Source organism: Sphingobacterium bovistauri (assembly GCF_020295405.1).
Taxonomy (GTDB): domain Bacteria; phylum Bacteroidota; class Bacteroidia; order Sphingobacteriales; family Sphingobacteriaceae; genus Sphingobacterium; species Sphingobacterium bovistauri.
Window position 1 is genome coordinate 92051 of the sequence record NZ_JADEYP010000006.1, and the last position, 25872, is coordinate 117922.

Sequence of the window (25872 nt, forward strand, 5' to 3'; positions counted from 1 at the left end):
TATCTTATTTAAATTTTATATCCTGTTATATAAAGCTTGTATCAAAACAAATTCCAAAGTTCAAAAACAGGAATTAACACTGTCATCTTGTCAAACTTTAATCTCAAATATAAAAAAAATCAGTCAATAATTCCACAAAAAAGAATCGGCTGCGCATCAAATGCGCGCTGCCAACCATAATGTTAATACCTAATATTGTAGCTTAACTAAATTGAAAAGTCAAATTATGTTCCTCAATTAATCTTCTTAAATTACTTAGTGCATAGCGCATACGACCCAAAGCAGTATTGATACTCACATCCGTAACATCTGCGATATCCTTAAAACTCATATCACAAAAGTGACGCATAATCAACACTTCTTTCTGATCATCAGGCAACAGTTGAATTATTTTTTTCAAATCTACATCTGTTTGCTTTCGAACCATTTTACGTTCAGCATCATCATCTGTAAAATTCATAACCTCAAAAATATCATATCCTTCACTATTAACGACTGTGGGGCCACGTTTCTCTTTGCGGAAATAGTCAATAACCATATTATATGCTATACGTATAACCCAAGGTAAAAACTTGCCCTCTTCATTATAGCCACCTGATTTTATTGTGTTAATAACCTTGATAAAGGTCTCTTGAAATATATCTTCAGCGATGAACTCATCCTTCACGCGCATATATATTGAAGTGTATATCTTACTCTTATGTCGATCTATCAAAATTCTAAGCCCTTTTTCATCACCATTTTCGTAGATGCGAATCAGCTCTTGATCGGTCATGTTATTGATATTTTTCATAACAATTTCCTATTTAAGTTTCAGCAAAATTAATTTTAGAGTAAGCGTGTTTCGATAGGCTTGTATTTAATATTTTATAATGTTAACTATATTCTAATGAAATTATTCTTCAAAATAGCTGAAATTAGCTGAAAATTCAAACTGATTATGTTGATTTTAACATTTATTGACATTATGGTTTGCACAATTCTTCTCACAAAAAAAGCTCCAAATTAAAATTTGGAGCTTTTAATACTTATTTAATGACAATTAAATTATTTGTACAATGGGAATTTAGCCATCATTTCTTTTACTTTAGAATGGATAGATGCTAGTTTAGCTTCATCACCCTTAAATCTGATTGCTTCGTCAATTAACTCACCAATTTGGGACATTTCAGCTTCTTTAACACCACGAGTCGTAATCGCAGCTGTACCAAAACGTACGCCTGATGTCACGAATGGTGAACGTGTATCGAAAGGAACCATATTTTTATTTGTAGTGATTCCCGCTAAACCTAATACAGCTTCAGCTTCTTTACCCGAAATATCTTTATTACGTAAATCAACTAACATCAAGTGATTGTCTGTACCACCTGAAATAATTTTATAATCTCTATCTACGAAATATTTCGCTAATGCTTGTGCATTTGCTTGCACTTGTTTAGCGTAAACTAAATAATCATCTGTCAAAGCTTCACCATACGCGATTGCTTTAGCAGCGATTGTATGCTCCAAAGGTCCACCTTGTGTACCAGGGAATACCGCTAAATCTAACAATTGTGTAATAGTACGTGTTTCACCTTTAGGTGTTTTTGCACCCCAAGTATTTTCAAAATCTTTACCCACCATGATCATTCCACCACGAGGACCACGCAATGTTTTGTGTGTAGTCGTCGTCACGATGTGACAGTGAGGAAGTGGATCTGCTAACAATCCTTTCGCAATAAGACCAGCAGGGTGAGATATATCAGCTAATAATAAGGCACCGATTTCATCTGCTACTTTACGGATACGTGCATAATCCCAATCACGAGAGTAAGCAGAAGCACCACAAATAATCATTTTTGGTTTTTCGCGTAATGCAGTCTCCTCTAAAGATTCGTAATCAATAAGACCAGTTTCTTCTTTTACACCATAAAATAATGGTTGGTATATTTTACCAGATAAGTTAGCTGGAGAACCGTGAGTCAAGTGACCACCATGAGACAAGTCAAGACCTAAAATCTTATCACCAGGTTTGATTGTTGCTAAAAATACGGCTGCATTAGCTTGCGCTCCAGAGTGAGGTTGTACATTCACCCATTCAGCACCGAATAGTTGTTTAGCTCTATCAATAGCGATAGTTTCAATTTCATCAACTACTTCACAACCGCCATAATAGCGTTTTCCCGGAAGTCCTTCTGCATATTTGTTTGTCAAAACAGAACCTGCAGCTTCCATCACTTGTTTACTTACAAAGTTTTCCGAAGCGATTAATTCGATACCTTCCTCTTGGCGTTTTAGCTCGTCAGCGATTAGATTAAAGATGGCTTGATCTCTTTCCATTATACTTAATTATTGTTGGATACGCGTATTATTTTATTTTGACGCAAATATACGATTATCTTACCTTTTCAACACATTCTTTAACACATCTTTTCAAAAAGAAAGTAAATAGAATCAAATCCTCATCAAAGGTCTCTAAATATTTGAAATAGTAAAATATTATTAGGCAGAAAGCTCCTTTTTAAGAATTAATTGTGCTGCTTCATACGGATTTACATCTAATTCAGACAGATGTTTTAATACTATATTGACATAATCATCCACCTTAGCATCAGATGAAATCACTTTGCTTGAGTTTTTGAGCAATCCGATCGTACTATCCTTTAAATCTTTGACGATTGACCATGCCGCATCTGTTACATATAATTGCTGTGTAAAATTATGCTGATACTCATTTTCAATATCAGCCATTAATAATTGTTTGAATTGCTCTACCGTAATATTAGGATTGTGGTTACGCAACATCACTTGATAAGGAGCAATACGATGAGCAAACAAAATCAATCTCTCGTATGCCGCAAACTTAAGTTGTTGGTTATTTTTAAGCAATTCTTTGTTTTGCCCGATGTCATTTACTTTTAGAAAAAGATATTCTATTTTGGGCCACACGACATAAAAAGCCAATACCAATGCGACTAATACTCCAAATGCTACAATAAATAATTGTTTCAGCAACTCAACAAATTCCATATTAATCTAGTGTTTATTAATTGTCAAAAATTATAAGGTTATATTTTAAAGCCTAAAAATATGTAATTTTGTTTAACTATCAATTCAGAAAGGATAATACTATGAGTACTGAAAATATAACAACTGCTGCACCTGTTACTTTGACAGCAGGAGCAGTTGAGGAATTAAAAAAACTAATTGATCAACAAGAATTAGGTTCTGATTTTGGTCTAAGATTAGGTGTTGAAGGTGGTGGCTGTTCAGGAATGAGCTATATTTTAGGCTTTGACACAAAGAAAGATGGTGATTCGGAATACGAAATCGAAGGTATCCGTGTTTTTATGAATAAGGCACACGGCATGTATTTGGCTGGAATGGAAGTTGATTTCAAAAATGGTTTAGATGCACGTGGTTTTACATTCAATAACCCAAATGCATCAAGTACTTGCGGCTGCGGATCGAGCTTCTCAGCCTAAGGAGATCGCTTACCAAAAACAACAAAGCCCCTACATGTAAGGGCTTTGTTGTTTTTGGATATTAAAATAATAACCCTAACAATCAGCCCTACCAAATTCACCTTCCATTTTCAAACTTATTTGATTAAATTAGCGACCTTTGAAAAATTGATATAAAATACGTGATGTACAAGGAATATAAGCAGTTAAATTTACCGGAAATCGGCAAAGAAGTTTTAAATCGTTGGGGAGCAGAGAACATTTTCGAAAAAAGTATTTCGAACCGTCCTGCAAGCAAACCATACACTTTTTATGAGGGACCTCCTTCGGCGAATGGTATGCCAGGCATTCACCACGTAATGGCTCGTGCGATTAAGGATATTTTCTGTCGTTATAAAACTTTAAAAGGCTACCAAGTAAAACGTAAAGGTGGTTGGGATACACACGGTCTTCCTATTGAATTGGCTGTAGAGAAATCTTTAGGCATTACCAAAGAAGATATCGGTACAAAAATTTCTGTTGAAGACTACAACAATGCTTGTCGAAAAGAGGTCATGAAATACACCGACGTGTGGAATGACTTGACAGAAAAAATGGGATACTGGGTTGACTTAGAAAACCCATACATTACCTATCAAAACGAATACATTGAAACGCTGTGGTTCTTGTTGAAAGACCTATACAAAAAAGGCCTTTTGTACAAAGGATACACTATTCAACCATATTCACCTGCTGCAGGAACAGGTTTGAGTTCGCACGAATTGAACCAACCAGGTACGTATAAAGATGTAAAAGACACAACTATCGTAGCTGAATTCCGTATTGACAAAGCACAAGTACACCCGTTGATCAATTCTTTGGTGGAAACAGCAGATGAGGATGTCGCTTTTATCGCATGGACAACGACACCTTGGACATTACCAAGTAACTCGGCTTTGGCTGTCGGTCCAAAAATTGAATACGTAAAAATCAAAACTTTCAATCAATATACAGGCTCTCCAGTTTCTGTAGTCTTAGCAAAAAACTTAATCAGCAAACATTTCAAAGCTGAGGGACAAGATGCATCTTTCCAAGATTACAAAGTAGGTGATAAAATTGTGCCTTGGGAACAGGTAGCTGAATTTTCTGGCGCAGAATTGGTTGGTATCCGTTACCACCAATTGATGCCATACATCACTTCGGAAGAATTATTGGAAAAAGCTTTCCGTGTAATCCCTGGTGATTTTGTTACGACAGAAGACGGTACAGGTATCGTTCATATCGCGCCTACTTACGGTGCGGATGACTTTCGTGTAGCCAAAGAAGCAGGAGTTCCCGCTATTTTGGTGAAAGACGAAAATGGTAAAGAAGGTCCTACTGTAGATCGTACAGGTCGTTTTGTACAAGAAGTAACAGACTTTGCGGGTCGTTTTGTGAAAGAAGAATATTATTCAACTGAAGAACGCGAAGACAAAGAATTCCGTCCGACAGATGTATTGATCGCTATCAAATTAAAAGAAGATAATAAAGCGTTTGACGTTAAGAAATACGAACACACTTACCCACACTGTTGGCGTACGGATAAACCAGTATTATACTATCCATTGGATAGCTGGTTTATCAAAACTACTGCCGTGAAAGAGCAATTGGTAGAATTAAATAAAACTATCAACTGGAAACCAGAAGCTACGGGATCAGGTCGTTTTGGTAATTGGTTAGAAAACTTAGTAGATTGGAACTTATCACGTTCTAGATATTGGGGTACACCACTACCAATCTGGAGAACAGAAGACCAAAACGAAGAAATTTGTATCGGCTCAATGATAGAAATGAAGGCTTTATTAGAAGCTTCATTAGCATCAGATGTTCTTTCGGCAGAAGAGAAAGCAGTTAACAAAGAATATTTAGATAAATTCGGATCGGATAAATTAGATCTTCACCGTCCATATGTGGATCATATTGTTTTCGTTTCTGAATCAGGACAAAAAATGTTCCGTGAGTTAGACTTAATTGACGTTTGGTTTGATTCAGGGGCTATGCCATATGCACAATGGGGATTAGATTACGATAAATTAGCAGCTGGCGATTCACTTCCATTCAAAGGAGAATACAATTCAGCATTCCCTGCTGATTTCATCGCTGAAGGCGTGGACCAAACACGTGGTTGGTTCTTTACGCTTCATGCTATATCGACAATGGTTCAAGGCTCTGTAGCGTTCAAAAATGTCGTTTCTAATGGATTAGTATTAGACAAAAATGGCAACAAAATGTCTAAGCGTCTTGGAAACGGTGTTGACCCATTTGCTACTATCGAAAAATACTCGGCTGATGCAACACGTTGGTACATGATCAGTAATGCATCACCGTGGGATAATTTGAAATTCAACGAAGAAGGTTTGGACGAAGTACGTCGTAAATTCTTCGGAACATTGTATAATACCTACGCATTCTTTGCTTTATACGCTAATATCGACAAATTCAGCTATGCTGAACCAGAAATAGCTTTAGAAAACCGTCCTGAAATCGACAGATGGATTATTTCACTATTAAATAGTTTAAGCAAAGAAGTTGATGGGTTCTACGCAGATTACGAACCTACTAAAGCAGCTCGTGCTATTCAAAATTTTGTAGATGAACACTTGAGTAATTGGTACGTACGTTTGTGTCGCCGTCGTTTCTGGAAAGGTGAATACACAGAAGATAAAATTTCGGCATATCAAACATTATATACTTGTCTAGATACTATCGCGAAATTAATGGCACCAATTTCGCCGTTCTTTGCTGATCAATTGTATTTAGATTTGAACAATGCAACGAACAAAGAGAACTTTGAATCTGTTCACTTAGCTGACTTCCCTGTTTATCACACAGAATTAGTGGATAAAGCATTAGAAGAAAGAATGGCTCTGGCACAAAACATTTCTTCATTGACGTTGTCCCTTCGCAAAAAAGTAGGTATCAATGTACGTCAACCATTAAGTAAAATATTGGTTCCCGTTCTAGATACTGCTTTCCAAGAAAAAGTGGAGAAAGTAAAAGATTTGATTTTGTCAGAGACTAACATCAAAGACATCGAATTCATCACGGATACTACGGGAATTATCAAGAAAAAAATCAAACCTAACTTCAAGGCTTTAGGTGCTAAAGTAGGTAAAGATATGAAAGTCGTAAGCACTGCAATCCAATCATTTGGGCCAGAAGAAATTTTGACATTGGAGAAAAATGGTTCTTTAGTATTACCAGAGACAGGGCATACGATAACCTTAGAAGATGTAGAAATCATCGCGGAGGACGTAGCAGGTTGGCAAGTAGCGAATTTAGGAAACTTAACTGTTGCTTTGGATATTCAACTTACACCAGAATTAAAACAAGAAGGTATCGCGCGTGAGCTAATAAATCGCATTCAAAATCTACGTAAAGACAAGGGTTTTGAGGTTACAGACAGAATAAAAGTACAGCTTAGTAGAAATAATGAGATCGAAGAAGCTGCCCAAAATAATTTATCGTATATTTGCACCGAAATACTAGCTGATTCATTTGATTTTGTGGATGTTGTAACGTCTAATGACAACATTGAGATCAATGAAAATAAACTTGAGGTATTAATCGAAAAATATTAGATTATGGGAGAAAACACAGAAAAAACACGTTACAGTGATGTTGAACTTCAAGAATTCAAAGCTATCATTCTTGAGAAATTGAGAATTGCTAGAGAGGAGCTTGATGCATTGACCAAAACTTTAAGTGGTGGTAATGCCAACGGAACAGATGATACCGCAGGTACTTACAAGACGTTAGAAGATGGTTCAGCTACATTAGAGAAAGAGCAAACAAATCAGTTGGCTGCTCGTCAAAAAAAGTTTATTGATAACTTAGAAGCTGCTCTTGTGCGTATTGAAAACAAGACTTACGGAATCTGTAGAGAAACAGGAAAATTAATTCAAAAAGAGCGTTTGAAAGCTGTACCTCATACGACATTAAGTATTGAGGCTAAAAACAAACAATACTAATCACGAAATTTTAAAAGCGAGAGATAGCCTTTGCAATTCTTCTATTGTAAAGGCTATTTTATGAAAACTATATGAAAGGCTATACTAAACCCTTAATCCTAATAACGATTATCCTTTTGATTGACCAAATATCCAAATTTTGGGTAAAGTTGAACATGACGATTGGTCAAGATTACAATATTCTTGGCAATAAATTTATCATTCACTTTATCGAGAATCCAGGAATGGCCTATGGTATGGAATTTGGCGGCGATTATGGAAAATTATTCTTAACACTATTTCGTATAATAGCTGTTTGTGGTATTGGATACGGTTTGCATTATATGATTCAGAATAAATACAACCGTGGATTTATTTTGAATGTAGCATTAATATTCGCAGGTGCAGTTGGTAATATTATTGATTCCGTATTCTACGGTGTAATTTTTAGTGAGAGTACCTATTATGATAAAGCACTGCTATTCCCAGAAGCTGGAGGCTACGCTTCCTTACTTCATGGTAAAGTAGTGGATATGTTATATTTTCCACTTATCAATGGAACGTTCCCTACTTGGTTTCCAATCTGGGGAGGTGAAGATTTCTTATTCTTCAGACCTGTTTTTAACATAGCTGATTCTGCTATTTCGGTAGGTGTATTTTTAATATTAATATTCCAAAAAAGATATTTCAAAGAAGAACACCAAGAAAAAGAGACGCCGCACAGCGAAATTCTTGAAGACTAAAATAAAGGGCTAGACATAATAATCTAGCCCTTTATTTTTATATTTACTTCTCACTAAATAAGAAGATGAAAACATACATTTTTATATTCTCGATACTATTAACAGCTATTAGTTTCAAACTTACAGCGCAAGAAATAGAAATTAATAGATTAAAAAAACACATCTATTATTTGGCGGATGACAAAATGAAAGGAAGGGCTACTGGTTCTAAAGAACTCGCCAAATCTGCAAATTATATTGAAAATCAATTCAAAAAGCATAAACTTGTGCCATTAGGCACAAAGGGGTTCAGACAGGACTTTACCGCAAAAGTACGTCGTGTAACTGTACCCGATAGTATTAGACCAGCGGAGAATATTATCGGTTTTTTGGATAATGATGCGCCTTATACGATTGTCGTTGGTGCACACTATGACCATCTTGGATATGGTAATTTTGGGGGTACGAGAGAACCTGCACATATCGGACAAATTCACAATGGTGCAGACGATAACGCTTCTGGTGTAGCCGGGCTGCTCGAATTAGTAAGATATTATAGCACCAACAAAATTAAAGAGAAATTTAACATCTTATTTATTGCCTTTTCGGCAGAAGAATTAGGCCTCATTGGTTCTAAATATTGGACTGAAAACCCTACAATGCCATTAGATAAAATTCATTGGATGCTCAATATGGATATGATTGGTCGCTATAACCCAGATAGTGGATTGGCTGTCATTGGTTATGGTACGAGCTCAAAGTTTCCTGCAATATTTGAAAATATAACTAGTGATATAAAATTCAACAAAAGCAAAGATGGTAATGGTGGATCCGACCAAACCTCATTCTATAAAAAGAATATCCCCGTGTTATTTTTTCATACTGGCGGACATGATGATTACCACAAAGCAACCGATGATGCCGACAAAATTGATTATAAGGCCTTAAAATCTATTTTGGAATTAGAAATAAAAGTCATTGACAATTCTATGCTGCAGGACAAAATGGATTTTATCTGGACAAATTAAATATGCGTGTATTACTAACTGGATCTAATGGTTTTTTAGGCCAAAAATTTTGTGAAAAACTCGAAAATTACACTGATATAAACACAATCCTTGGTATTTCTAAATCAGAAAATCGTAATCCCTATTTGGATGAAAACACATTTCAACAATTGGATGTATTAGATTTTCAGCGTTTGACCCAAATAATTAGAGATTTTCGACCTACCCATATTTTGCATACCGCAGCGCTAACAAGTGTTGAGATATGTGAACAAAATCCAGATTTGGCACAACAAATTAATGTTGACCTTTCCAAAAAATTGGCTGAATTATCTAATGAACTCGCCATCCATTATACATTTCTTTCGACAGATTTTGTTTTTGATGGTGAAAATGGACCTTACAGTGAATCTGATAGTGTAAGCGCTACCAATCAATATGGACAAAGTAAAATTGACGCAGAAAAAACCATTTTGATTTCAAATCCAAATGCTGCTATTGTACGCACAATTTTGGTTTATGGCGCAATACCCGATAAAGGGCGAAGTAATCTAGTCTTATGGGCAAAAAAACAATTAGAAAACGAAAAAACTATTAATGTGGTGTCTGACCAGTGGCGTATGCCAACTTGGGTAGATGACTTGGCTGATGCTTGTTACACAGTAATGAAAAAGAAAGTTTCAGGTGTCTTTCATATCTCTGGAAATGAAATGATGACCATATTGGATGCTGTCGAAAAGCTGGCTGACACGTGGAACTTAGATAAATCGTTGATATCTCCTATTACAGCAGCAGAAATCGGCCAAGCAACTAATCGTCCACGAAAAACCGGATTCATTTTGGATAAAGCAGAAGAAATATTAAACTTCACGCCTACCCCATTTATTGTATCTTTGCATAAAATTGAAGAACAATTAAAAAAATATAACAGCTAAATGGAAGCAAAAAAAGCACACGAATCCTATACAGAAATGAATGAATTGGTATTACCCAATGACACCAATACGTTTGGCAACCTGATGGGCGGAAGACTTTTATATTGGATGGATATTTGTTCGGCTATGTCCGCGCAAAAACACTGTAGTAATGTAGTTGTGACAGCTTCTGTAGATAATGTATCCTTCAAACGTTCCATCAAACTTGGTGAAGTAGTAACTATTCAAGCTCAAGTAACAAGAGCTTTCAACACCTCGGTCGAAGTGAGAATGGAAATTTTTGCTCAAAATCTCCCTAAAGGAACGAAAGAAAAAAGTAACGAGGCCTATTATACTTTTGTAGCGCTAGATCCAGAAGGAAAACCTAAAGTTGTTCCACAATTAATTCCTGAAACAGAAAAAGAAAAACAACTTTTTGAGGAAGCATTGCAACGCCGTGAGTTACGCTTAATTCTGGCAGGAAAACTAAAACCTGAAAACGCTCCTGCATTAAAAAATATAGTTGGACTATTCGATCATAAAGGATAAATAAAAAAGCGAGACCAAAAAATCTCGCTTTTTTACAAAACAATACTCTATAGTTATTTAATTTTTTTAATAACTATTTCATTGTCTATATCTTTATTCTCATACATAGCTTTAATACCATAACGTAATACCCCTTTATCATCATCTTCGAATAAATTTTCTGTTGCTTCTAGTGATTTAAATTCTGTCATTCCGTTTCCTGTATCTTTGTACAAAATATAAAAAAGCACTTTTTCTTTAGGTGTATTCCATTTTAGTTTGATTCCATTCTCTTTATTTTTGACATAATCAAATTTAAGATCTGGTGCAACTAAACTAACATGATAAACCAATACTTCCAGGGGAACACTTTCATCTGAAAACATATTGAAAACATCTTTACTTCTGACCATATATAGATACCTAGTACCTGTATTGACTGTCGAATCCATATATGCTCGAGCTTCAGGAGCTAAAGAAGCAATCTCTTGCCATGCAGCATTACTATTATTTTGAATTACTTTACGAAAGATCAATATTTTTTGCGTTTCCTCATCGGGTAGTACAGCAAAAGTTATGGATACCTTCTTGTCCAGAACTTGAAAATCACTAATCACAGGAGCTGGTGAAGCAATGACTTTTGGCTTATCAAGGACCAACACTTCACTCATTTCACTGTGATTATTACTACCATCCAATGCTACGATTTTGTAATAAATCTTGCGATTGGACACATTAAAACTGATACTATCTACAAAAGATGTATCTCTTACTAGAGCAGCTGTCACAGGTGAAAAGGTATTGTTAGGACTATTTGCCGCAAAAATCCGATAGGCATATACGTTGTCTGAACGATCATTCTCCCAAGTCAATGTTACTCTACCTAATGTATCTATTAGACCTTTCATTCCGATAGGTGCTTTGGGAGGAATGGTGTCAAATGCGAAAATATACTTGATATCGCTCATCACGTAATTGTCCGAAGTATCTATCGCCATGACTTGGTAAAAATATCCCTTGGTCAAATTCTTCGGCACATCCACAAAGCTGCGAGAATCAGGTTTTAGTATTTCGCTATGAATAGCCTGATCTAATTTATTGCGATCTTCTCCTCGACGTATAATAAAACCACGCAGAGGTCTGTTCGGATCTACCTTTTGAGTCCAGTTGAGTTCGACTTTATCCTTACCAACAGAAAGATTAGCCGTCAGTGATGGGCTATATGGCGACAATTGATTTACCGCCATAGCCGATCGTGGCTCAGAATAATAACTCACATCCCCAAAAGCATCTGTACCATTTATTCGGTAATAATATTTTACATAATTCGAAACACTATCAGCGTATATAAAATCAGTTTTGGTATCGTCTGACAAATTAAATACAACGGGATTAGCATTGATTTTTTCGAAATGAATACTATCTAGGGAACGTTCTATATTATAGGACGTAAATTTATTGTAAGCATTATTTTTTGGCCAAGAAATTTCAATAATCTCATCTTTACCCTTTGCACTAACAAAAGCCGGTGCTATAATTTCGTCCAATGCAAATCCGGCATAGATATAATAAGCCGTATCAATTTTTATAACATCGTGTTGTTGTGCCGAATAAACTCGGAATGCGTACTTATGATTTTTATTTACAGGAGTACTGTATGAGTAATAAAGTCCTAAGGCTTGTGCAGCCTTAGGCGAAAAATCTGCAGCCATCATAGCCAATAAAAACATGTTATTATAGGCAATATCGGCTTCCTGGACAGCATTCATGTCTTTAGTATTAACTTGCCCCGTTCCAAGTTGACCATACAAAGCCTGAGCGGCAACTAATAGATTGTCATCCTCTGCATTCATTACACCAGCTTGTTGAAAATAGTCTTTCGACCAAGGCTTGATCGGCTCAGAAGTTACACGAATCCAATCCGTTAACAAGGTATTATTCTTTTCGTCCATTTCAACTAAGTCGATATGAACGCCGATATGCTGTAGAAACGGCCATGCAGCAGCATTATCTAATCCCCAACGAAGAGCTATTTTATCTTTGTATCCTTTTGCCTGTAAGGATAGCTTTCCAACCACAAGCTCTTTGCGTATTGTATCTGTCTTAGCTACTACTGTTTTATTAACATTCTGGGACAAACTAATATGTACACAAATTAGCATGCTATACAGTATTAAAATATATCTTTTCATCGTGTGTCTATATTTTGGTCTATCTAAATTTTCCTAAAGCTTTTGGTTGGGCTATTACATTTGGTCCAGCCAAACCAGATGGAGGTTGGGCCATTATACTACTAGATTGCATTTTTGAATTTACTTGATCTAGTGCCTTACCTATTGAGTTAAGCTGCATAAAAATATCAACTGGATAACCTTGATCCTTTTTAAAATTGATCAGTTTTTGCAACAGGTTATTTCCTGTTTCTATAACACCTTTACCATAAGACTGACCTCCACTCATAGCGTATTCAATCTCCAGAGATGGACTTGAAAACAGCGCTTGAGACACGTTACCAATATGCGCACTAGTCGATGCATTTCCTACCAGTCGATTCAAAATTCTTTGAGAATTAGAAACCGAAGTATTATCACTAGTTGTAGCATTAGTCGAACTCTTGTTTGTTCCTTCGGCAGACGCTGTTGAATATTGATTATCATCAAAGTTTATACCGTACATATTTGCAGATAATAGACTACTAGTTTTTAGAAATGTTGCTTTAGGATATACCCGAATTGGAGCAATTCCATACATACCATTATCTATACCACCCCAATTCACATATTCAATATTCAATGATTTCTCTAATCCAAAGGCATCTTTTTCGAAATCTTTCCACATTCTTTCTTCTTCTGCTAAACTAATATTATTCGATTGTACATCGAATCCAGCCCGGTTCAATAAAGAAACCCAACTGACTGCTTCATTTGCTTTAAAACTATTATTAGAAATAGTAGGTAAAGATTCGTTACGATTAGTGACAAAGGCATTTGAAAATTTGGCTCCACTGATAAATGTCTCATATCTTCCCACATCCAGAATATTGAACAATTCTTTAGAAGAATAGTAATATTTCACCACCATTTCATTACTCAATGTTTTGGTCGATTCATTAACATCCCAATTTAACTTAGCTAAGTTTACTTGCTTTTCACCTCTTTTTATTTGTTCACCACGAATAGTTGCTTTCTCCAAACGAAGCTGATTATACTTACTTTGATAACTCTCAATTGCTCCTGTCTTAAAATACCAAGCAAATAACTCATGATCTCCTCCATTCAAGCGTAGTGAATTGGTAACTAAGTCACGATTGGATATTAAAGCTGTTTGACCATTTGAAAAATTTAATGTTTTCACTACATTCAATTTCGTTTTACCTCCATCAGTTGATCCAGCAGAATTTGCTACATTTTTGAAGTATATTTTAGCAGCATACAAGGTATTTGGCATTAATATCGGCATATCGAATTCCCATCGTGTTCCATTATCTACCACGCGAACGTCTTGTTCAAAAGTCTGTACACCTCCACCCGATTCTAAGAGTACAAACCGAATTTTTGTTTGCGCCTGATTATCAGGGAGTGGACAGTCAAAATAAGTTGGTAAACCAAGCTGAGCTCTTCTTAATAGAATATATCCTTTATTACCTGCAATATTATGTAGTGCCCGATAAGGTAACGCATCTGATCTATGGTAAGGCATACTCTCCACCACATTATCCACTAGAATACGTTTCGGTCCTTTATCCGTTTTAAATTTAACTTCCCGCTTATCTTCATAAACTTTTCCATTAGTGGCTACAAGCTCGAAAGAGCTTGTATTATTTTTAAGTGCTTCAAGTGCTTCTTTCGAGGTATTCATTGCATCAGTGAATGAAGTATATCTATAACTTAACACATTAGCTGTAACATTTAACGTATAATCCGAATTAGGTTTGAGCATCGGAGCATCAGGTCTCTCTTCAATACTATAAATATCTCTCCCACCTCTTCGGTTATCAAATAAATTATTTGACGCCCTACCTGCTAATACAAAATCACTAGTATTCAATGTGTTTTCAGTACCAACGACTGATATTTTCACTAAATCCTTTTTAAACCTAAACAATTGATATACGGTATAAGGCATGCCATCTTCATCTATATACTCTAATGGTACCACAAAGTCATTTGTTAATGAATAATTAAAACTAACAGCTGATTTATCTAAGACACCCACAGTCTCTCCATTTTTGGGAAACACATCGGCAATTAGTGCCAATTCTTCTGGATTACCATTTCCTGATTCGCAGACTGTACCTACTTCCAATCCTATTCTGAAGTTTTTAGAAATTAATCCATTCAGCACAGAGAATGTTCCTCCAATTCTTCCTTTGGCATAAAATGGAGCTGGTAAACCTGCCTTCACTTCTGCCGCCAAACCACCGCTCACAAATACTATATCCTTTTTAATGCCGAAGATATTGATTTTGATTCCACATGAGGCTTCTGCACCTACGAAAGCTTGTCCTTCTGCGTACCAACCTGCTACTGGATTATTGGCACATGCTCCATTAGCGTAATATTTGAGACTCAGATCTGCTCCCAGACCTGCTCTAAGATGCGCATAGAAACAGAGGAATTGAGGGTCCGCCCTAAAACCAACACTCATACCTGCAATCATACCTTCAGTACTCACTTCGCCCCTTTTTTCAGATGTAGTCTGAATAGCCATTGTATTCACCATCTTACTCTCTTCCTCACTACTTGATTTGGCGCCATTGATGATATCTCGAATCCATTGAGGTGTTGGAGGTATATCATCAATTTCCATGGTGCCTACTTGAAAATAAGATTTAGCATCTAATTTTATCCCAGGAATCCCAACAGACAATGAAATTGGACCTGGAGAAGGTATATTTTCTGGAGACCCCAACTTCAAATACCAACCTTTATCTTTCTCCACATGAAATACCAAATTACCTTGTGCCGAAACTAAGGAAACAGGTTTAGGATATTCTAATTTAATACCTATTCCAGCATCAAAATATTTAAAATTCCCATCTTCCAATTGTACTAATGCATGCATATTACCTTGTATCATAGCACTATTGTATTTTTTGGAAAAAGGAAATGAGCCATCATTTAATCCCGCAGCACGACCTGCAAATTCAATCATATTTAATGAGCCATTTGCAAATCCAATTTCAAGCTTTGCTTCTACTTCCAATACATTACGTGAAGTCAGACCAAAATATACCGCAGCCATAAAACCGACAGAAGAATTAATATTGCCCGAAATAGGTGTATATTTCACTCCCGAAAAACTCTCCATAGTATTCAGAGCCAAAGACTCTTGATTTTCTTGCTTTTTGACTAAGCTATGTTCTTCACTCTGAACCTCTCGTTGCATATTATAGTAAGCTCCACCAGCAAAACCATACAGACTGGTCCCTGGAAACATGGTAATACCTGCTGTAATATCAAAAACTCCATCCAAATAGAAAAATTGGAATGATTGTTTGTTATTTTCTTTCCTAGCACCGAAAAGTCCTTTCATTTGCATCTTGGCGACAGGAAGCTCTACAGTCAACATACCTGCAAAACCACGATCTTTGATACTACCTGATACATTCATATCAAAATAAGCGATGCTTCCAGAAATTTTCATACCTGCCAAATTGGCTTCAGCTTCTAATTTTACGGCTTCGATCTTTCCTCCTACACCTTTCCAAAATTTACGAATTCCATCTTGAGGTCTAGCAAATACGCTAAATACCAGGTCAGCTTTAGGAATAAAACTTACGCCATTGACCAACTCCATATGGGTATCAAAAGTCAGCCCAATATTACCGTTAGAAATGTATGGTTTCCAGTTACGTATTGTGAAATTGAATCCCATCAATGATTCTTGTTTATTTTCTGACGCTAGCCATTCAGTATTCGACGAAGTACCATATAGATTTGGTCCTTTGTGATAAGCGAGCAAATAATCTTGTTGGTCTTGCGTCAATAACGTAGCATTTTGATCTGGGCTACCTATTCCAGCACTATATTGTCCAGGTGAAAACACCTGCCCTCGGGAAGAAATTTTCATATTGCTAAATCCAATATACCCTAAGCTTATGTCCGGCAAGTCACCAATATCAGCGACAATACTCATAGATCCATGCAGGGTAGCTTCGGCCAAGAAATCTTCTCCTCCACCAGCTTTTATAAGGATGTTAGAACCTTCCCTTATTGCGCCTTTAGCCCAGAATGCTGAAAAATCTAAATCTTTTTGAACGGTTACATTAAATTGGAAAGCCAAATTGCTGCCCTGAGCTTTACTTAAAGTACAGCTATAATCTATTTCTTTACGTTGATTTTCAGCAGATTTTTCTCCCGATATAGGTAACATCAGTTTCCCTAACATCTGCCCGTTTGTAAAAGAATTTTTGAAAATATTGATATTTATCTCATCGATAGAAAAATACCAACCATCCAAGACGCCCTCATCTAATGTAAGGATATTAGCCACCCCAGCAGTGCCACTAAATTCTCCTCTTTGTGTATCGAAAACAAAGTTTTTGGCTATAAAACTCGGAGAGACATTCTCTTTCGTTTTTATAGCTTTTGGTAGCTCAACGTGTATTTCAGGAATAAAGAAACCTTTCCACTGCTCATTAAATATTAACTGTTGGTTTGCTCCAAAAGATAGAGATGTCGGCATAGTATAGCCTTCTGTTCCTTGTATAGCATTGCGCTTTACCGAATGATCATATATAATGAATTTTTCGGGTGCTAGTGAAAATTTGAAATCCGCGATTCCACTCATCATAAAAGGCTCAACTTTTACAGATGCAACCCAATTAGACCACCCTTCTGTAGTAGTGGCCGACAGGCTCGCTTTCAAAGGTTCAGCCTGATTCGATGCAAGAACAAGTGTATTGGCTGGAAATTTGTAATCAGCCTGTATTCCTAAAGATTTGAATCCATTTTCATCAAAACGTATATGTGTACCTTCCGATTCACCCTGAGCGGCTAACAATGTCAAACTCAACATAGGAATCGGAAAGTCTTCCGCTAGACTCATTATCCCTTCTTTACAAAATGAATTTGCTGTCATACAGAAATCCCTACCTGACAACGCCAATTTTTGTTTTGGCCCAGCATCTGGAAGATCCATGGCCGTACTTGCATTAAACCAGCTTTGGCTTTCATTAAAAAACACTTCATTAATACCTATAGTTATTGGCCCTTGAACTATACCAAGTGGCAATTCAAAACCTAATGCATTAGCGGCTTGATTTACTTGAGAAATGACTTGATTTTTGTTATTTTTCAAATAATCATCAATATTCTCTATTTCGTTGGATTCCAATGAAAGTCCAGATAGGTCTGGTTTATCTGTTTTAGGCATAAAAGATGGCGCATTATTTTTCACCGCCCCTCTCACAATGCCAACAAACATTCGTTTGGTTGAGTTAACCTTTAGATTTGCAAAATTGACACGCAATTTCAAACCAGGAACTCCTCCGATAGCCGGCAAGGCTACCGTTCCCGTTCCATTATATCCATTACTACTATTACCCGAAATTGAATTGATTCGCATTTCGAAACTACCATCACCTATCATTACCACATCATTCGTCGACACATTGCTTGTCATCTTATCTGCGGTTTCATTTCTACATCCGCAGACAGGCGCTGGCAATTGTGCCATAAGCAATTTTTTAGGTTCTTGAAAGAGAAATGGATCTAAAGGTGTATTATCTTGATTATAGATAAATGTAGAAACTTCACTTTTTCCATTGTTTCTAAATTTGGATTTCAATGTCGGGTCAATTGCCTGTACTTCCATAGCATATTGACGCCCTGGAATCAAGGATGGATATTGCGGTCCATAGACCAGCGTATTTCCTTGTATAGTTTCTTCCACTAATGGTCGAGTAGATTGGATAGCATCATTTGGATTACGTGGTGTTATCATTTCTACTATTTTGACCCTATATTGTGTCAGGGGGGAAGAGCCGGCTGGAGTAGACCATACAATAGGTACAAGTTGAGCTCCTTTTGTACCCACTTTTTGTGCATTAAATGGTGCTAATATGCGCGGAGGTTCTAAATCTGATATACGGAAAGTAGCGCAACCTGTCTGCTCAAGACTAACTGGCTCAAGAGTTCGGTAGTTTAACGCACGAATGCACAAAGAATAATTGCCTTCAAGCAAACCTAATCCTCTTGTCATATCTCCTCTACTTATACCTGTATATTCAATTTTATTGATATCAAATAAAAATGCAATATCATTACCATTCATAGTTATCGTCTCACCTACCCCTACGCGAATAGCTGAAGGACTTCTATATCCCTTTTTTACCCAAGCGGAAATCCCATTGTCACCTGTGATAATGGCAGTCAACTGGATTTCTTGCACTGTAGTACTGGTATTCGTGATAGAAATCAGCATCAAATTTGGATTGGAAGCATATTCTGCAATACGGCTTTGGTACGGAGGCATCACCAATGTATTGATCGAAATCTGTGCAAATACTTGCGATGACCAAAAAACTAGTATAGTGATGATACAATTTAGAAAACTTAGCTTTTTCATAATCCGAAATTTAATTGGTAAGCAATTTCACCTCGCGTCTCTGAGAAAGATGGATTCCCTGAAATTATAGCAGAACCGGGATTATTATTTGTGAAATATATCAGGGCACGAATAGTTTGTAGTCTGTTAATCTGGTATGAGAGATTGGTTGATCCATTAAAAATTTTGATCCTTTCTCCATTATTTTCTCCCAACATAAAACTCATATTTGCACCCATCATTAGCTTTTTATTTTCTAATGCAAAGCTTCCCCCTGCATTTATTCCTTTATAACTGGTACTTACTAATTCACTCTTTAAGTTCATATAATTAACACTACTATTGAGAGAGAGTCTTTTTTGAGGAAAGGAAATATTATAATTAAATAAATATTGTTGAGATTTTATATCACGACTTGGGGCATTTGTTTCAAAATAAGAATTGTAATCATTCATAGTATTGAAATTTGCAGAGAGGAACATCACTTGAATCTTATCCTCAGCAATAATAGTATATCGAGGCATAATACCTAGAGTAGCAGTGTTTTGGACAATTTTCAGCGAATCAGCAAATCTCAACGTATTGGGTTTTTGATTATTGGAATAGTTATTAAATATAAAATCCACACCAAAACTCTCTGTTAAGTTGGTGGATAAATTTGCTGAACCAATTATCCGTTTGGATGTAGCTTGTTTGGTTAAGCGAATATTGTCTTGTTCTATTCCCAAACTTCCGTTGAAGATGAATTTCCCTGATGGATGACTATAGTTTGGAGATATGGTTAGATTCTCTATATCATTATTAAAAAAATATGCACCCATGGATTTGAAATCTGGCTCAATGCGTTTATAATTCACTTTCACCCCATAATTACTACCTGTGTATCCAATACCCCCACTAAATGCTAAAAACCATTCTGTACTACCATTGATATCGAGCATACTACTAAGTCTTCTTAATGTCTTATCCGGAATAGAATCTAATGCTAGGGGAGAATTCAAATCTCGTGTATATACCGATACAGCCCCATCTGATTCAATAAAAAAACGTTTGAATATTGTGAATTTAGTGCCATACCCCAAGACTGTATTAGCTGCGGGAGTGACCCGTTGCGCATATTCGCCAATTTGCTGAGGTTTTGACACGGAATCATCCTTAGCATGCAAGACATTGATATCAAAATGATTGGCATCTACTCCATAACCCAATTTTAGTGCTACTCCCTTCCTAGTAAAAGAATAAGGAACGAGCGACATGGATGCGGTATCGATAACAGTTGCTCTATTTAAGCGTCCTAGCATTGCTCCAAACCGGAACTTCCCAGGATTCAGTTCCACACCTCCTCCCAACATGGTATGTCCGGCTAATGTATATGGTGAGAATGTCACATTCCGGTAACCTCCATGCAATGTTATCCACTTGTATGTAGGACTCAATCCGTATTGATTGAATGGCTGTTGAAAACTGGACTGCTTTTTACTAATCATAAAGCTAGTCGGTATATTCCATCCGTAAATTGAAAATACAGGGCTACCACTTAACAGATAATTAAATGGTTCCATTCGATTCCCTATACCATTCGCTTGATAAAACATACCTCGTAGTTCCATATTGCCTTGGAATGTGAATGGCTTTTGAGAAGCAATATTCGTAAAGTCCTGACTATATAGCGCTATAGTATTCAGTAGAATAATGCAACATATATATATGTGAAGAAACTTCTTCATAAGATTTTAGATTTTGATTGGAAAAGTTTCTAATCAAGTATATTAAAAAGAGTCTTAGCAATATTGTAATCAATTTTTACCCCCCTTTGAAACGATTGTAAATGAGTAATATCTGGGTCTAATGTATTTCCTGGAATGATTATGTATCGATATTCATTTCCATTTAAAGTAGCGCCATACTTAGTTTGGATATCTATATACCCTATACTAAATTTAAAGTAAACTTGAGCATCTCGTCCGCCTGTATATATCTCCGCACCCAATAATCTTATTTCTTGCGTACCATGATTATCATATTTTTCATAAACTAATACTTGACCTGTATTGAATACTCCTGAGGTCAGAGCTAAAGATGGAATTCTGATATAATTAATAGGAGAATTACCCGATAATCCTCCAGAATACCAGGGGCTATAGTATACTTTCGTAGAAGATTCACTGCTTCTCAAATTCATAATTGGCATCCCCCAACTATTCGTTCCTTTAGGACCATGGAGATCTCCTGTAGAAATATTTATATAATAGTCGCCTGCTATTCCAACGGTATCAACTGGTGATCTACTTCCGTTTAGAATCTTTGAACCAGGCGCACCATTTGATCCGTTAGATCCTGTCGCCCCCTTTAATCTAACAGGACTTCCCCAACTTGTTGCTGTTTTTGGACCGTAAAAGTCGCTTGTTGCTATTCTAAAATAAAAGTCCCCTATTCGTCCTAAGCTCGTATCTGGTGCCGCAGTTCCACTCAAAATTTGTGAGCCCGGAGCACCATCTTTACCATTTGTGCCTTTTAAGTTTGTAGCAACACCCCAACCCAAAGCTGTTTTAGGCCCATAGAAATCGCCCGTATTAGTTCTATAATAAAAATCGTCGATTGTACCTATGGTACTTACTGGCACAGTGGTTCCATTTAGGATAGTTTTACCGTTTGTTCCATTGTTTCCATTACTGCCGTTTTCACCAGTCGCTCCAATCAAACGAATAGGTGTCCCCCAGCCTGCTCCTGTCTTTGGCCCATACAAATTGGCTGTATTTGTTTGGAAATAATAATCTCCGACAGCTCCCAACTCATTATCTGGAATCGTTGTACCATTCAATATTTTAGTTCCATTTGCGCCATTCGCTCCTTTTAAATTGACAGGTGTACCCCAAGACGAAGTAATCTTTGGCCCATATAAATTAGATGTACTTAAATCAATATAAAAATCACCAACATTCCCAACTGACATTGAAGGACTTCCTGTTGTAGCAATTATTTTACTTCCATCTTTACCATCTGCCCCTGTAGCACCAACCGAACCAGTTGATCCTGTTGCTCCTATTGCCCCCTTTAGATTAATTGGATTGCCCCACCCATCAATACTTTTAGGACCATAAAAATCACTAGATGATGTATCAAAGTAATAATCTCCAGCTACACCTATCGACGTAGATGGCATCGTATTTCCATTATAAATTTTACTACCAGCAACCCCATCTTCCCCTTGAGGTCCTACTACACCTTCCTTAGTACAAGCATAAATAATTATGATATACATGCACAACAATAATAATCTGAATCTTTTCATAACCTACTATTTACATTCAAGTATGTATTAACTTAAATTTGTTATCGTAATAATTTTATTATAAAAAGAAGTTTTTTTTTGAATATTTTTTTTAACACTGAGTTAATCCAGTGTTAAAAAAATGCGAATACCTATTTTCAGTTAGGGAAGAATAACTCTTTACAAGATTAATTACATAATACCTCCTTAGAGCAGAGTAATCTGAGTTAAAATTTATATACTGAAATCAGGAATTTAAGTTTGGGTTTTAGAATCTTCAATTCTCTAAAAGATTGGGAATATCATAGTGACTCTAGTTGTGTAATCAAGTATATTTGGTGTTTTGTCAATATGGATACCTGTCCTACTATTCACCCCATCTCTATTCATCATTTGCAATCTATTTTCTACACCTTTAATTCCAAATGATTGCCTTTTAAACGTCGAATTCTCTTGAAGATCAAAACCTACACCGTTGTCTAACACTTGAATAACTATGTAAACATCTCTTCTTGAAATATTTATATAAACCAACCCTTTCCTATCAGTTAAATGCCTTACACCGTGATGGACGGCATTTTCCACTATAGGCTGTATGAGCATTGATGGGATTTTATCGCGATATGGGTTAATATCATTTTCAACATGAATCTCAAAATCAAACATATGGTCAAATCTTTCGCGCTCCAAATCCAAATACAATTTCACCAATCCTAATTCAGATTCAATATTAACCATTGAATTTTGAGAATTTTCCAAAACAATTCTACTCAATGACGCAAATTTATGGATGAGCTTACTAGCCTTCAACTTATTATTTTCAACGACATAAGCTTCTATAGAGTTTAATACATTAAAAATGAAATGAGGGTTCATCTGTGCACGAACGGCTTTCAATTCACTTTCATACAGCTTCTTTCGAAAATCAGATTCTATCTTCTCTTGTCGCTGTACTTCCAAATTTTCCTGTTGTTCGATGATCTTTTTCTCATTCTCAATCAATTCCTTTTTGAGCTTTTCATTAAAATCCGAATGCAATTTATTAACAGCCTTCTGCTGATTAATACGGTAGAACAAAAAACCAAAAGCAAGTGTTGCAAGTATCAAAGCAAACAAAACTCTAAAAAGTGTAGACTCATACCATACACTTTTGACTACAATATTGTATTTCGTAATATTTTTAGACCAATTTCCTTCCATATCTCCCACACGCACACTAAAAGTATATCTTCCTGGATCTACATTCGTGAATATAGCTTGATGCGATTCATCTGTCTCAATCCACTCCTTGTGAATACCATCCAATTGATAAGAAAATCTTATATTGGAATTCTTAACCAATTGAGGACATGCAAGGTAAAATGCAAAGGAATTTTCAGAAGGTTGCAAAGTTATAGTAGAAGACTGCAATTTGTAACTATGGTCCTCATTGAGTATTCTAAATTGGCTAATAATAGAAGTATAATCATCTGGTTCAAACACTTTCACTTTACTAATTTCCCCCTTAATAAGCCCCTTATTAGTTATCCAAATAATATCATTATTATTCAAATAGAAGTCAGTTGGGCTATTCAGTACTGAAGGATATACCCCATCACCTTGTTCCAAATGTAAAAATCGCTTTGATATCTTATCAAAGATCATCACGCCATCCGAAGTCTGCATCCAAATTCGATCCAAATGATCCATAGCCATTTTTCGAGTATAGAGTTTCTTGAAAGGATGTGGATCATTGTAATGTATAAATTCTGGTTTACTTGCAAAGTGGATCTTACCAATGCCACTTGTACTGCTTCCATACCATAGTTCATTATACCTATCCAATAAAAAAGAAAATACGGAATTTGCATTTAAACTCAAACTATCAGCAGGATGATGAAAATAACTAAAAAACTTTCCTTTTACCTTATCCACTACTCGCACAGCTCCGAAGCCATCCATTCCTAACCAAATAGAATTATTCCGATCCTTTCCAACAGTAATAATTTTATTGTCAATTAATCCAGTTTGCTTGTTAAAAAGCGTGATTTCTCTTGAAATTAAATTATATTTATAAAGTCCTGAATTCCAAGAACCAATCCACAGATAATCTTGGCTATTTATTACATCTCCCAGTACAGTATTGCAGTCTGCTTCACGAAAATTAAAATCTTTTCCATTTATTGGCAACGGTTGTATAGACTTAGTTGATGTATGAACAAGATGAACACCATTACCATATGTCGATAAATAAATCTGGTTATTCACGACATTGACTTGGCTTACTTTCAGTTCGTTAGTTGGAATTTGTAGGAGAATATTTTTATAATCTGCGGATAACTTTCCAACGGATGTCGCGCTTATAAACCATGTATCATTGCCGACTTTAAAAAGTTCTTTGATTGAAAAATTAAGAGGAATTAAATCGTCTACAATATTGAGCTCATCAGAATATAAAAAAAGACCTTGGTTTGTTGCTATGTATATACCATTAGACGTAGAAGTAAGACTATTTATTCTAGTCTCAATGTCTATTTCGGGATATATTTCCTTCCAACTGATGTGTTTATTCGTTTTAGTACGAATATCGTATAGATAAAGTCCATGCACTATATGCGCCAATAAAAGCTTTTCTTGTTGTGGTAAATAACATATATCCGTTAACTCATTGTCATAATAATCTTTATTCTTACCTATACCAAGAAGGTTTGTATGCTCTATTTTCTTATCATATATTCCAAGATTAGAAAGATTATAATCATAATAGTTCAAATACACCGAATCACCAACAAAAGTAAAGTGTCTTCCTCCATTCTCTCCCTTATTATTCAAGTTAATATTATCAATATCATTGCTCTTCGGATTATAAATATAAATTCCACCATATCGTGTACCTATCCAAATAATACCATTACCATCTTCTCTTATACTAAATATTGTTTCCAAATCCTTAGAATTTGATAACTTTATATAGCTTACATCATCTGTTTTCGGATCATAATACTGTAATCCAGTTTCCTGACCTCCGAAATATACAATCCCTGAACTTGCCACGAAGACGGTGTAAAGTTCATTTTTCACAATTTTATTATGACCGATAGTAGGGTTGAAAGTTCGAACGCTGGAAGAAATTGGAAGATGCGTATCGTAGCAGATTAATCCTTGATTATAGGATGTCATCCATATTTTCGAACTCTTTGGATCTAAACTAATGGAGCTTAAATCGTTTGTCAAATGACTATATGTGCGATGAAAAGGGATATTATGAAAACGTATTCCATCAAAATTGACTAAGCCTTTGTCTGTAGCCATCCATAATATTCCACGTGAGTCCTCTACTACATCGCGAATTTTCTGAGCCAAAAGGCCTTCTTTTTTGCTATAATGCCGAAAATTGTACAACATTTCTTGTCCATAAGATTTTTCAAATCCTATCACAACAAGGAGGAGTATAATTGATCTAAGCAATATCTGCATAGTAGAATATCGT

The 25872-nt window shown here is 36.0% G+C and carries 15 protein-coding genes; 7 read left to right on the forward strand and 8 right to left on the reverse strand.

The genetic code is table 11. The features are described 5' to 3' along the window. Positions 1-202: 202 nt before the first annotated feature. From IPZ78_RS05085 to IPZ78_RS05095, 3 genes are all read right to left on the reverse strand, one after another. A complete protein-coding gene (locus IPZ78_RS05085; protein ID WP_225551912.1) occupies positions 203-793 on the reverse strand; it encodes an RNA polymerase sigma factor in 591 nt (196 codons plus the stop codon). Positions 794-1047: 254 nt separating this feature from the next. Next, positions 1048-2319, reverse strand: coding sequence for a serine hydroxymethyltransferase (locus IPZ78_RS05090; RefSeq protein ID WP_225551913.1), 1272 nt, complete (start codon positions 2317-2319; stop codon positions 1048-1050). Positions 2320-2481: 162 nt separating this feature from the next. Next, complete coding sequence (locus tag IPZ78_RS05095) at positions 2482-3009, reverse strand: DUF7935 family protein (protein WP_225551914.1); 528 nt, start codon at positions 3007-3009, stop codon at positions 2482-2484. A gap of 101 nt (positions 3010-3110) precedes the next feature. Here IPZ78_RS05095 and IPZ78_RS05100 point away from each other — a divergent pair, with 101 nt between their 5' ends. The 7 genes from IPZ78_RS05100 to IPZ78_RS05130 all read left to right on the forward strand — a co-directional run bounded on the left by IPZ78_RS05100 (position 3111) and on the right by IPZ78_RS05130 (position 10603). Continuing rightward, the gene (locus IPZ78_RS05100; RefSeq protein WP_225551915.1) at positions 3111-3464 is read left to right on the forward strand and encodes a HesB/IscA family protein; all 354 of its coding nucleotides are present in this window, start codon (positions 3111-3113) and stop codon (positions 3462-3464) included. A gap of 164 nt (positions 3465-3628) precedes the next feature. Then, entirely contained in the window at positions 3629-7042 is a 3414-nt protein-coding gene (ileS, locus tag IPZ78_RS05105; protein WP_225551916.1) for an isoleucine--tRNA ligase, read from the forward strand. A gap of 3 nt (positions 7043-7045) precedes the next feature. After that, a complete protein-coding gene (locus IPZ78_RS05110; RefSeq protein WP_225551917.1) occupies positions 7046-7432 on the forward strand; it encodes a TraR/DksA family transcriptional regulator in 387 nt (128 codons plus the stop codon). Positions 7433-7503: 71 nt separating this feature from the next. Then, positions 7504-8154, forward strand: a complete 651-nt coding sequence (locus IPZ78_RS05115) for a lipoprotein signal peptidase (RefSeq protein ID WP_225551918.1) — start codon at positions 7504-7506, stop codon at positions 8152-8154. 65 nt (positions 8155-8219) lie between these two features. Further along, positions 8220-9161: a M20/M25/M40 family metallo-hydrolase gene (locus IPZ78_RS05120; RefSeq protein WP_225551919.1), complete on the forward strand. Its 942-nt coding sequence runs from the start codon at positions 8220-8222 to the stop codon at positions 9159-9161. Between the two features lie 2 nt (positions 9162-9163). After that, positions 9164-10075: an SDR family oxidoreductase gene (locus tag IPZ78_RS05125; RefSeq protein WP_225551920.1), complete on the forward strand. Its 912-nt coding sequence runs from the start codon at positions 9164-9166 to the stop codon at positions 10073-10075. Then, positions 10076-10603, forward strand: coding sequence for an acyl-CoA thioesterase (locus tag IPZ78_RS05130; RefSeq protein WP_225551921.1), 528 nt, complete (start codon positions 10076-10078; stop codon positions 10601-10603). Between the two features lie 53 nt (positions 10604-10656). Here IPZ78_RS05130 and IPZ78_RS05135 read toward each other — a convergent pair whose 3' ends face one another. The 5 genes from IPZ78_RS05135 to IPZ78_RS05155 form a co-directional block, all read right to left on the reverse strand. Next, positions 10657-12774, reverse strand: a complete 2118-nt coding sequence (locus IPZ78_RS05135; protein WP_225551922.1) for a fibronectin type III domain-containing protein — start codon at positions 12772-12774, stop codon at positions 10657-10659. Between the two features lie 19 nt (positions 12775-12793). Then, complete coding sequence (locus tag IPZ78_RS05140) at positions 12794-19153, reverse strand: hypothetical protein (protein WP_225551923.1); 6360 nt, start codon at positions 19151-19153, stop codon at positions 12794-12796. Then, entirely contained in the window at positions 19150-20859 is a 1710-nt protein-coding gene (locus tag IPZ78_RS05145) for a hypothetical protein (RefSeq protein ID WP_225551924.1), read from the reverse strand. The genes IPZ78_RS05140 and IPZ78_RS05145 overlap by 4 nt, the downstream gene beginning before the upstream one ends. A gap of 29 nt (positions 20860-20888) precedes the next feature. Continuing rightward, the gene (locus IPZ78_RS05150; protein ID WP_225551925.1) at positions 20889-22424 is read right to left on the reverse strand and encodes a hypothetical protein; all 1536 of its coding nucleotides are present in this window, start codon (positions 22422-22424) and stop codon (positions 20889-20891) included. Positions 22425-22688: 264 nt separating this feature from the next. After that, on the reverse strand, positions 22689-25859 hold the full coding sequence (locus IPZ78_RS05155; RefSeq protein ID WP_225551926.1) for a sensor histidine kinase: 3171 nt from the start codon (positions 25857-25859) through the stop codon (positions 22689-22691). Positions 25860-25872 lie beyond the last annotated feature (13 nt).

Bases quoted from the DNA above. Each gene is read 5' to 3' on its own strand.
- IPZ78_RS05085 (WP_225551912.1), bottom strand. From the start codon at position 793: ATGAAAAATATCAATAACATGACCGATCAAGAGCTGATTCGCATCTAC.
- IPZ78_RS05145 (WP_225551924.1), bottom strand. From the start codon at position 20,859: ATGAAGAAGTTTCTTCACATATATATATGTTGCATTATTCTACTGAAT.
- ileS (WP_225551916.1), top strand. From the start codon at position 3,629: ATGTACAAGGAATATAAGCAGTTAAATTTACCGGAAATCGGCAAAGAA.
- IPZ78_RS05135 (WP_225551922.1), bottom strand. From the start codon at position 12,774: ATGAAAAGATATATTTTAATACTGTATAGCATGCTAATTTGTGTACAT.
- IPZ78_RS05110 (WP_225551917.1), top strand. From the start codon at position 7,046: ATGGGAGAAAACACAGAAAAAACACGTTACAGTGATGTTGAACTTCAA.
- IPZ78_RS05095 (WP_225551914.1), bottom strand. From the start codon at position 3,009: ATGGAATTTGTTGAGTTGCTGAAACAATTATTTATTGTAGCATTTGGA.
- IPZ78_RS05100 (WP_225551915.1), top strand. From the start codon at position 3,111: ATGAGTACTGAAAATATAACAACTGCTGCACCTGTTACTTTGACAGCA.
- IPZ78_RS05115 (WP_225551918.1), top strand. From the start codon at position 7,504: ATGAAAGGCTATACTAAACCCTTAATCCTAATAACGATTATCCTTTTG.
- IPZ78_RS05150 (WP_225551925.1), bottom strand. From the start codon at position 22,424: ATGAAAAGATTCAGATTATTATTGTTGTGCATGTATATCATAATTATT.
- IPZ78_RS05120 (WP_225551919.1), top strand. From the start codon at position 8,220: ATGAAAACATACATTTTTATATTCTCGATACTATTAACAGCTATTAGT.
- IPZ78_RS05130 (WP_225551921.1), top strand. From the start codon at position 10,076: ATGGAAGCAAAAAAAGCACACGAATCCTATACAGAAATGAATGAATTG.
- IPZ78_RS05155 (WP_225551926.1), bottom strand. From the start codon at position 25,859: ATGCAGATATTGCTTAGATCAATTATACTCCTCCTTGTTGTGATAGGA.
- IPZ78_RS05140 (WP_225551923.1), bottom strand. From the start codon at position 19,153: ATGAAAAAGCTAAGTTTTCTAAATTGTATCATCACTATACTAGTTTTT.
- IPZ78_RS05090 (WP_225551913.1), bottom strand. From the start codon at position 2,319: ATGGAAAGAGATCAAGCCATCTTTAATCTAATCGCTGACGAGCTAAAA.
- IPZ78_RS05125 (WP_225551920.1), top strand. From the start codon at position 9,164: ATGCGTGTATTACTAACTGGATCTAATGGTTTTTTAGGCCAAAAATTT.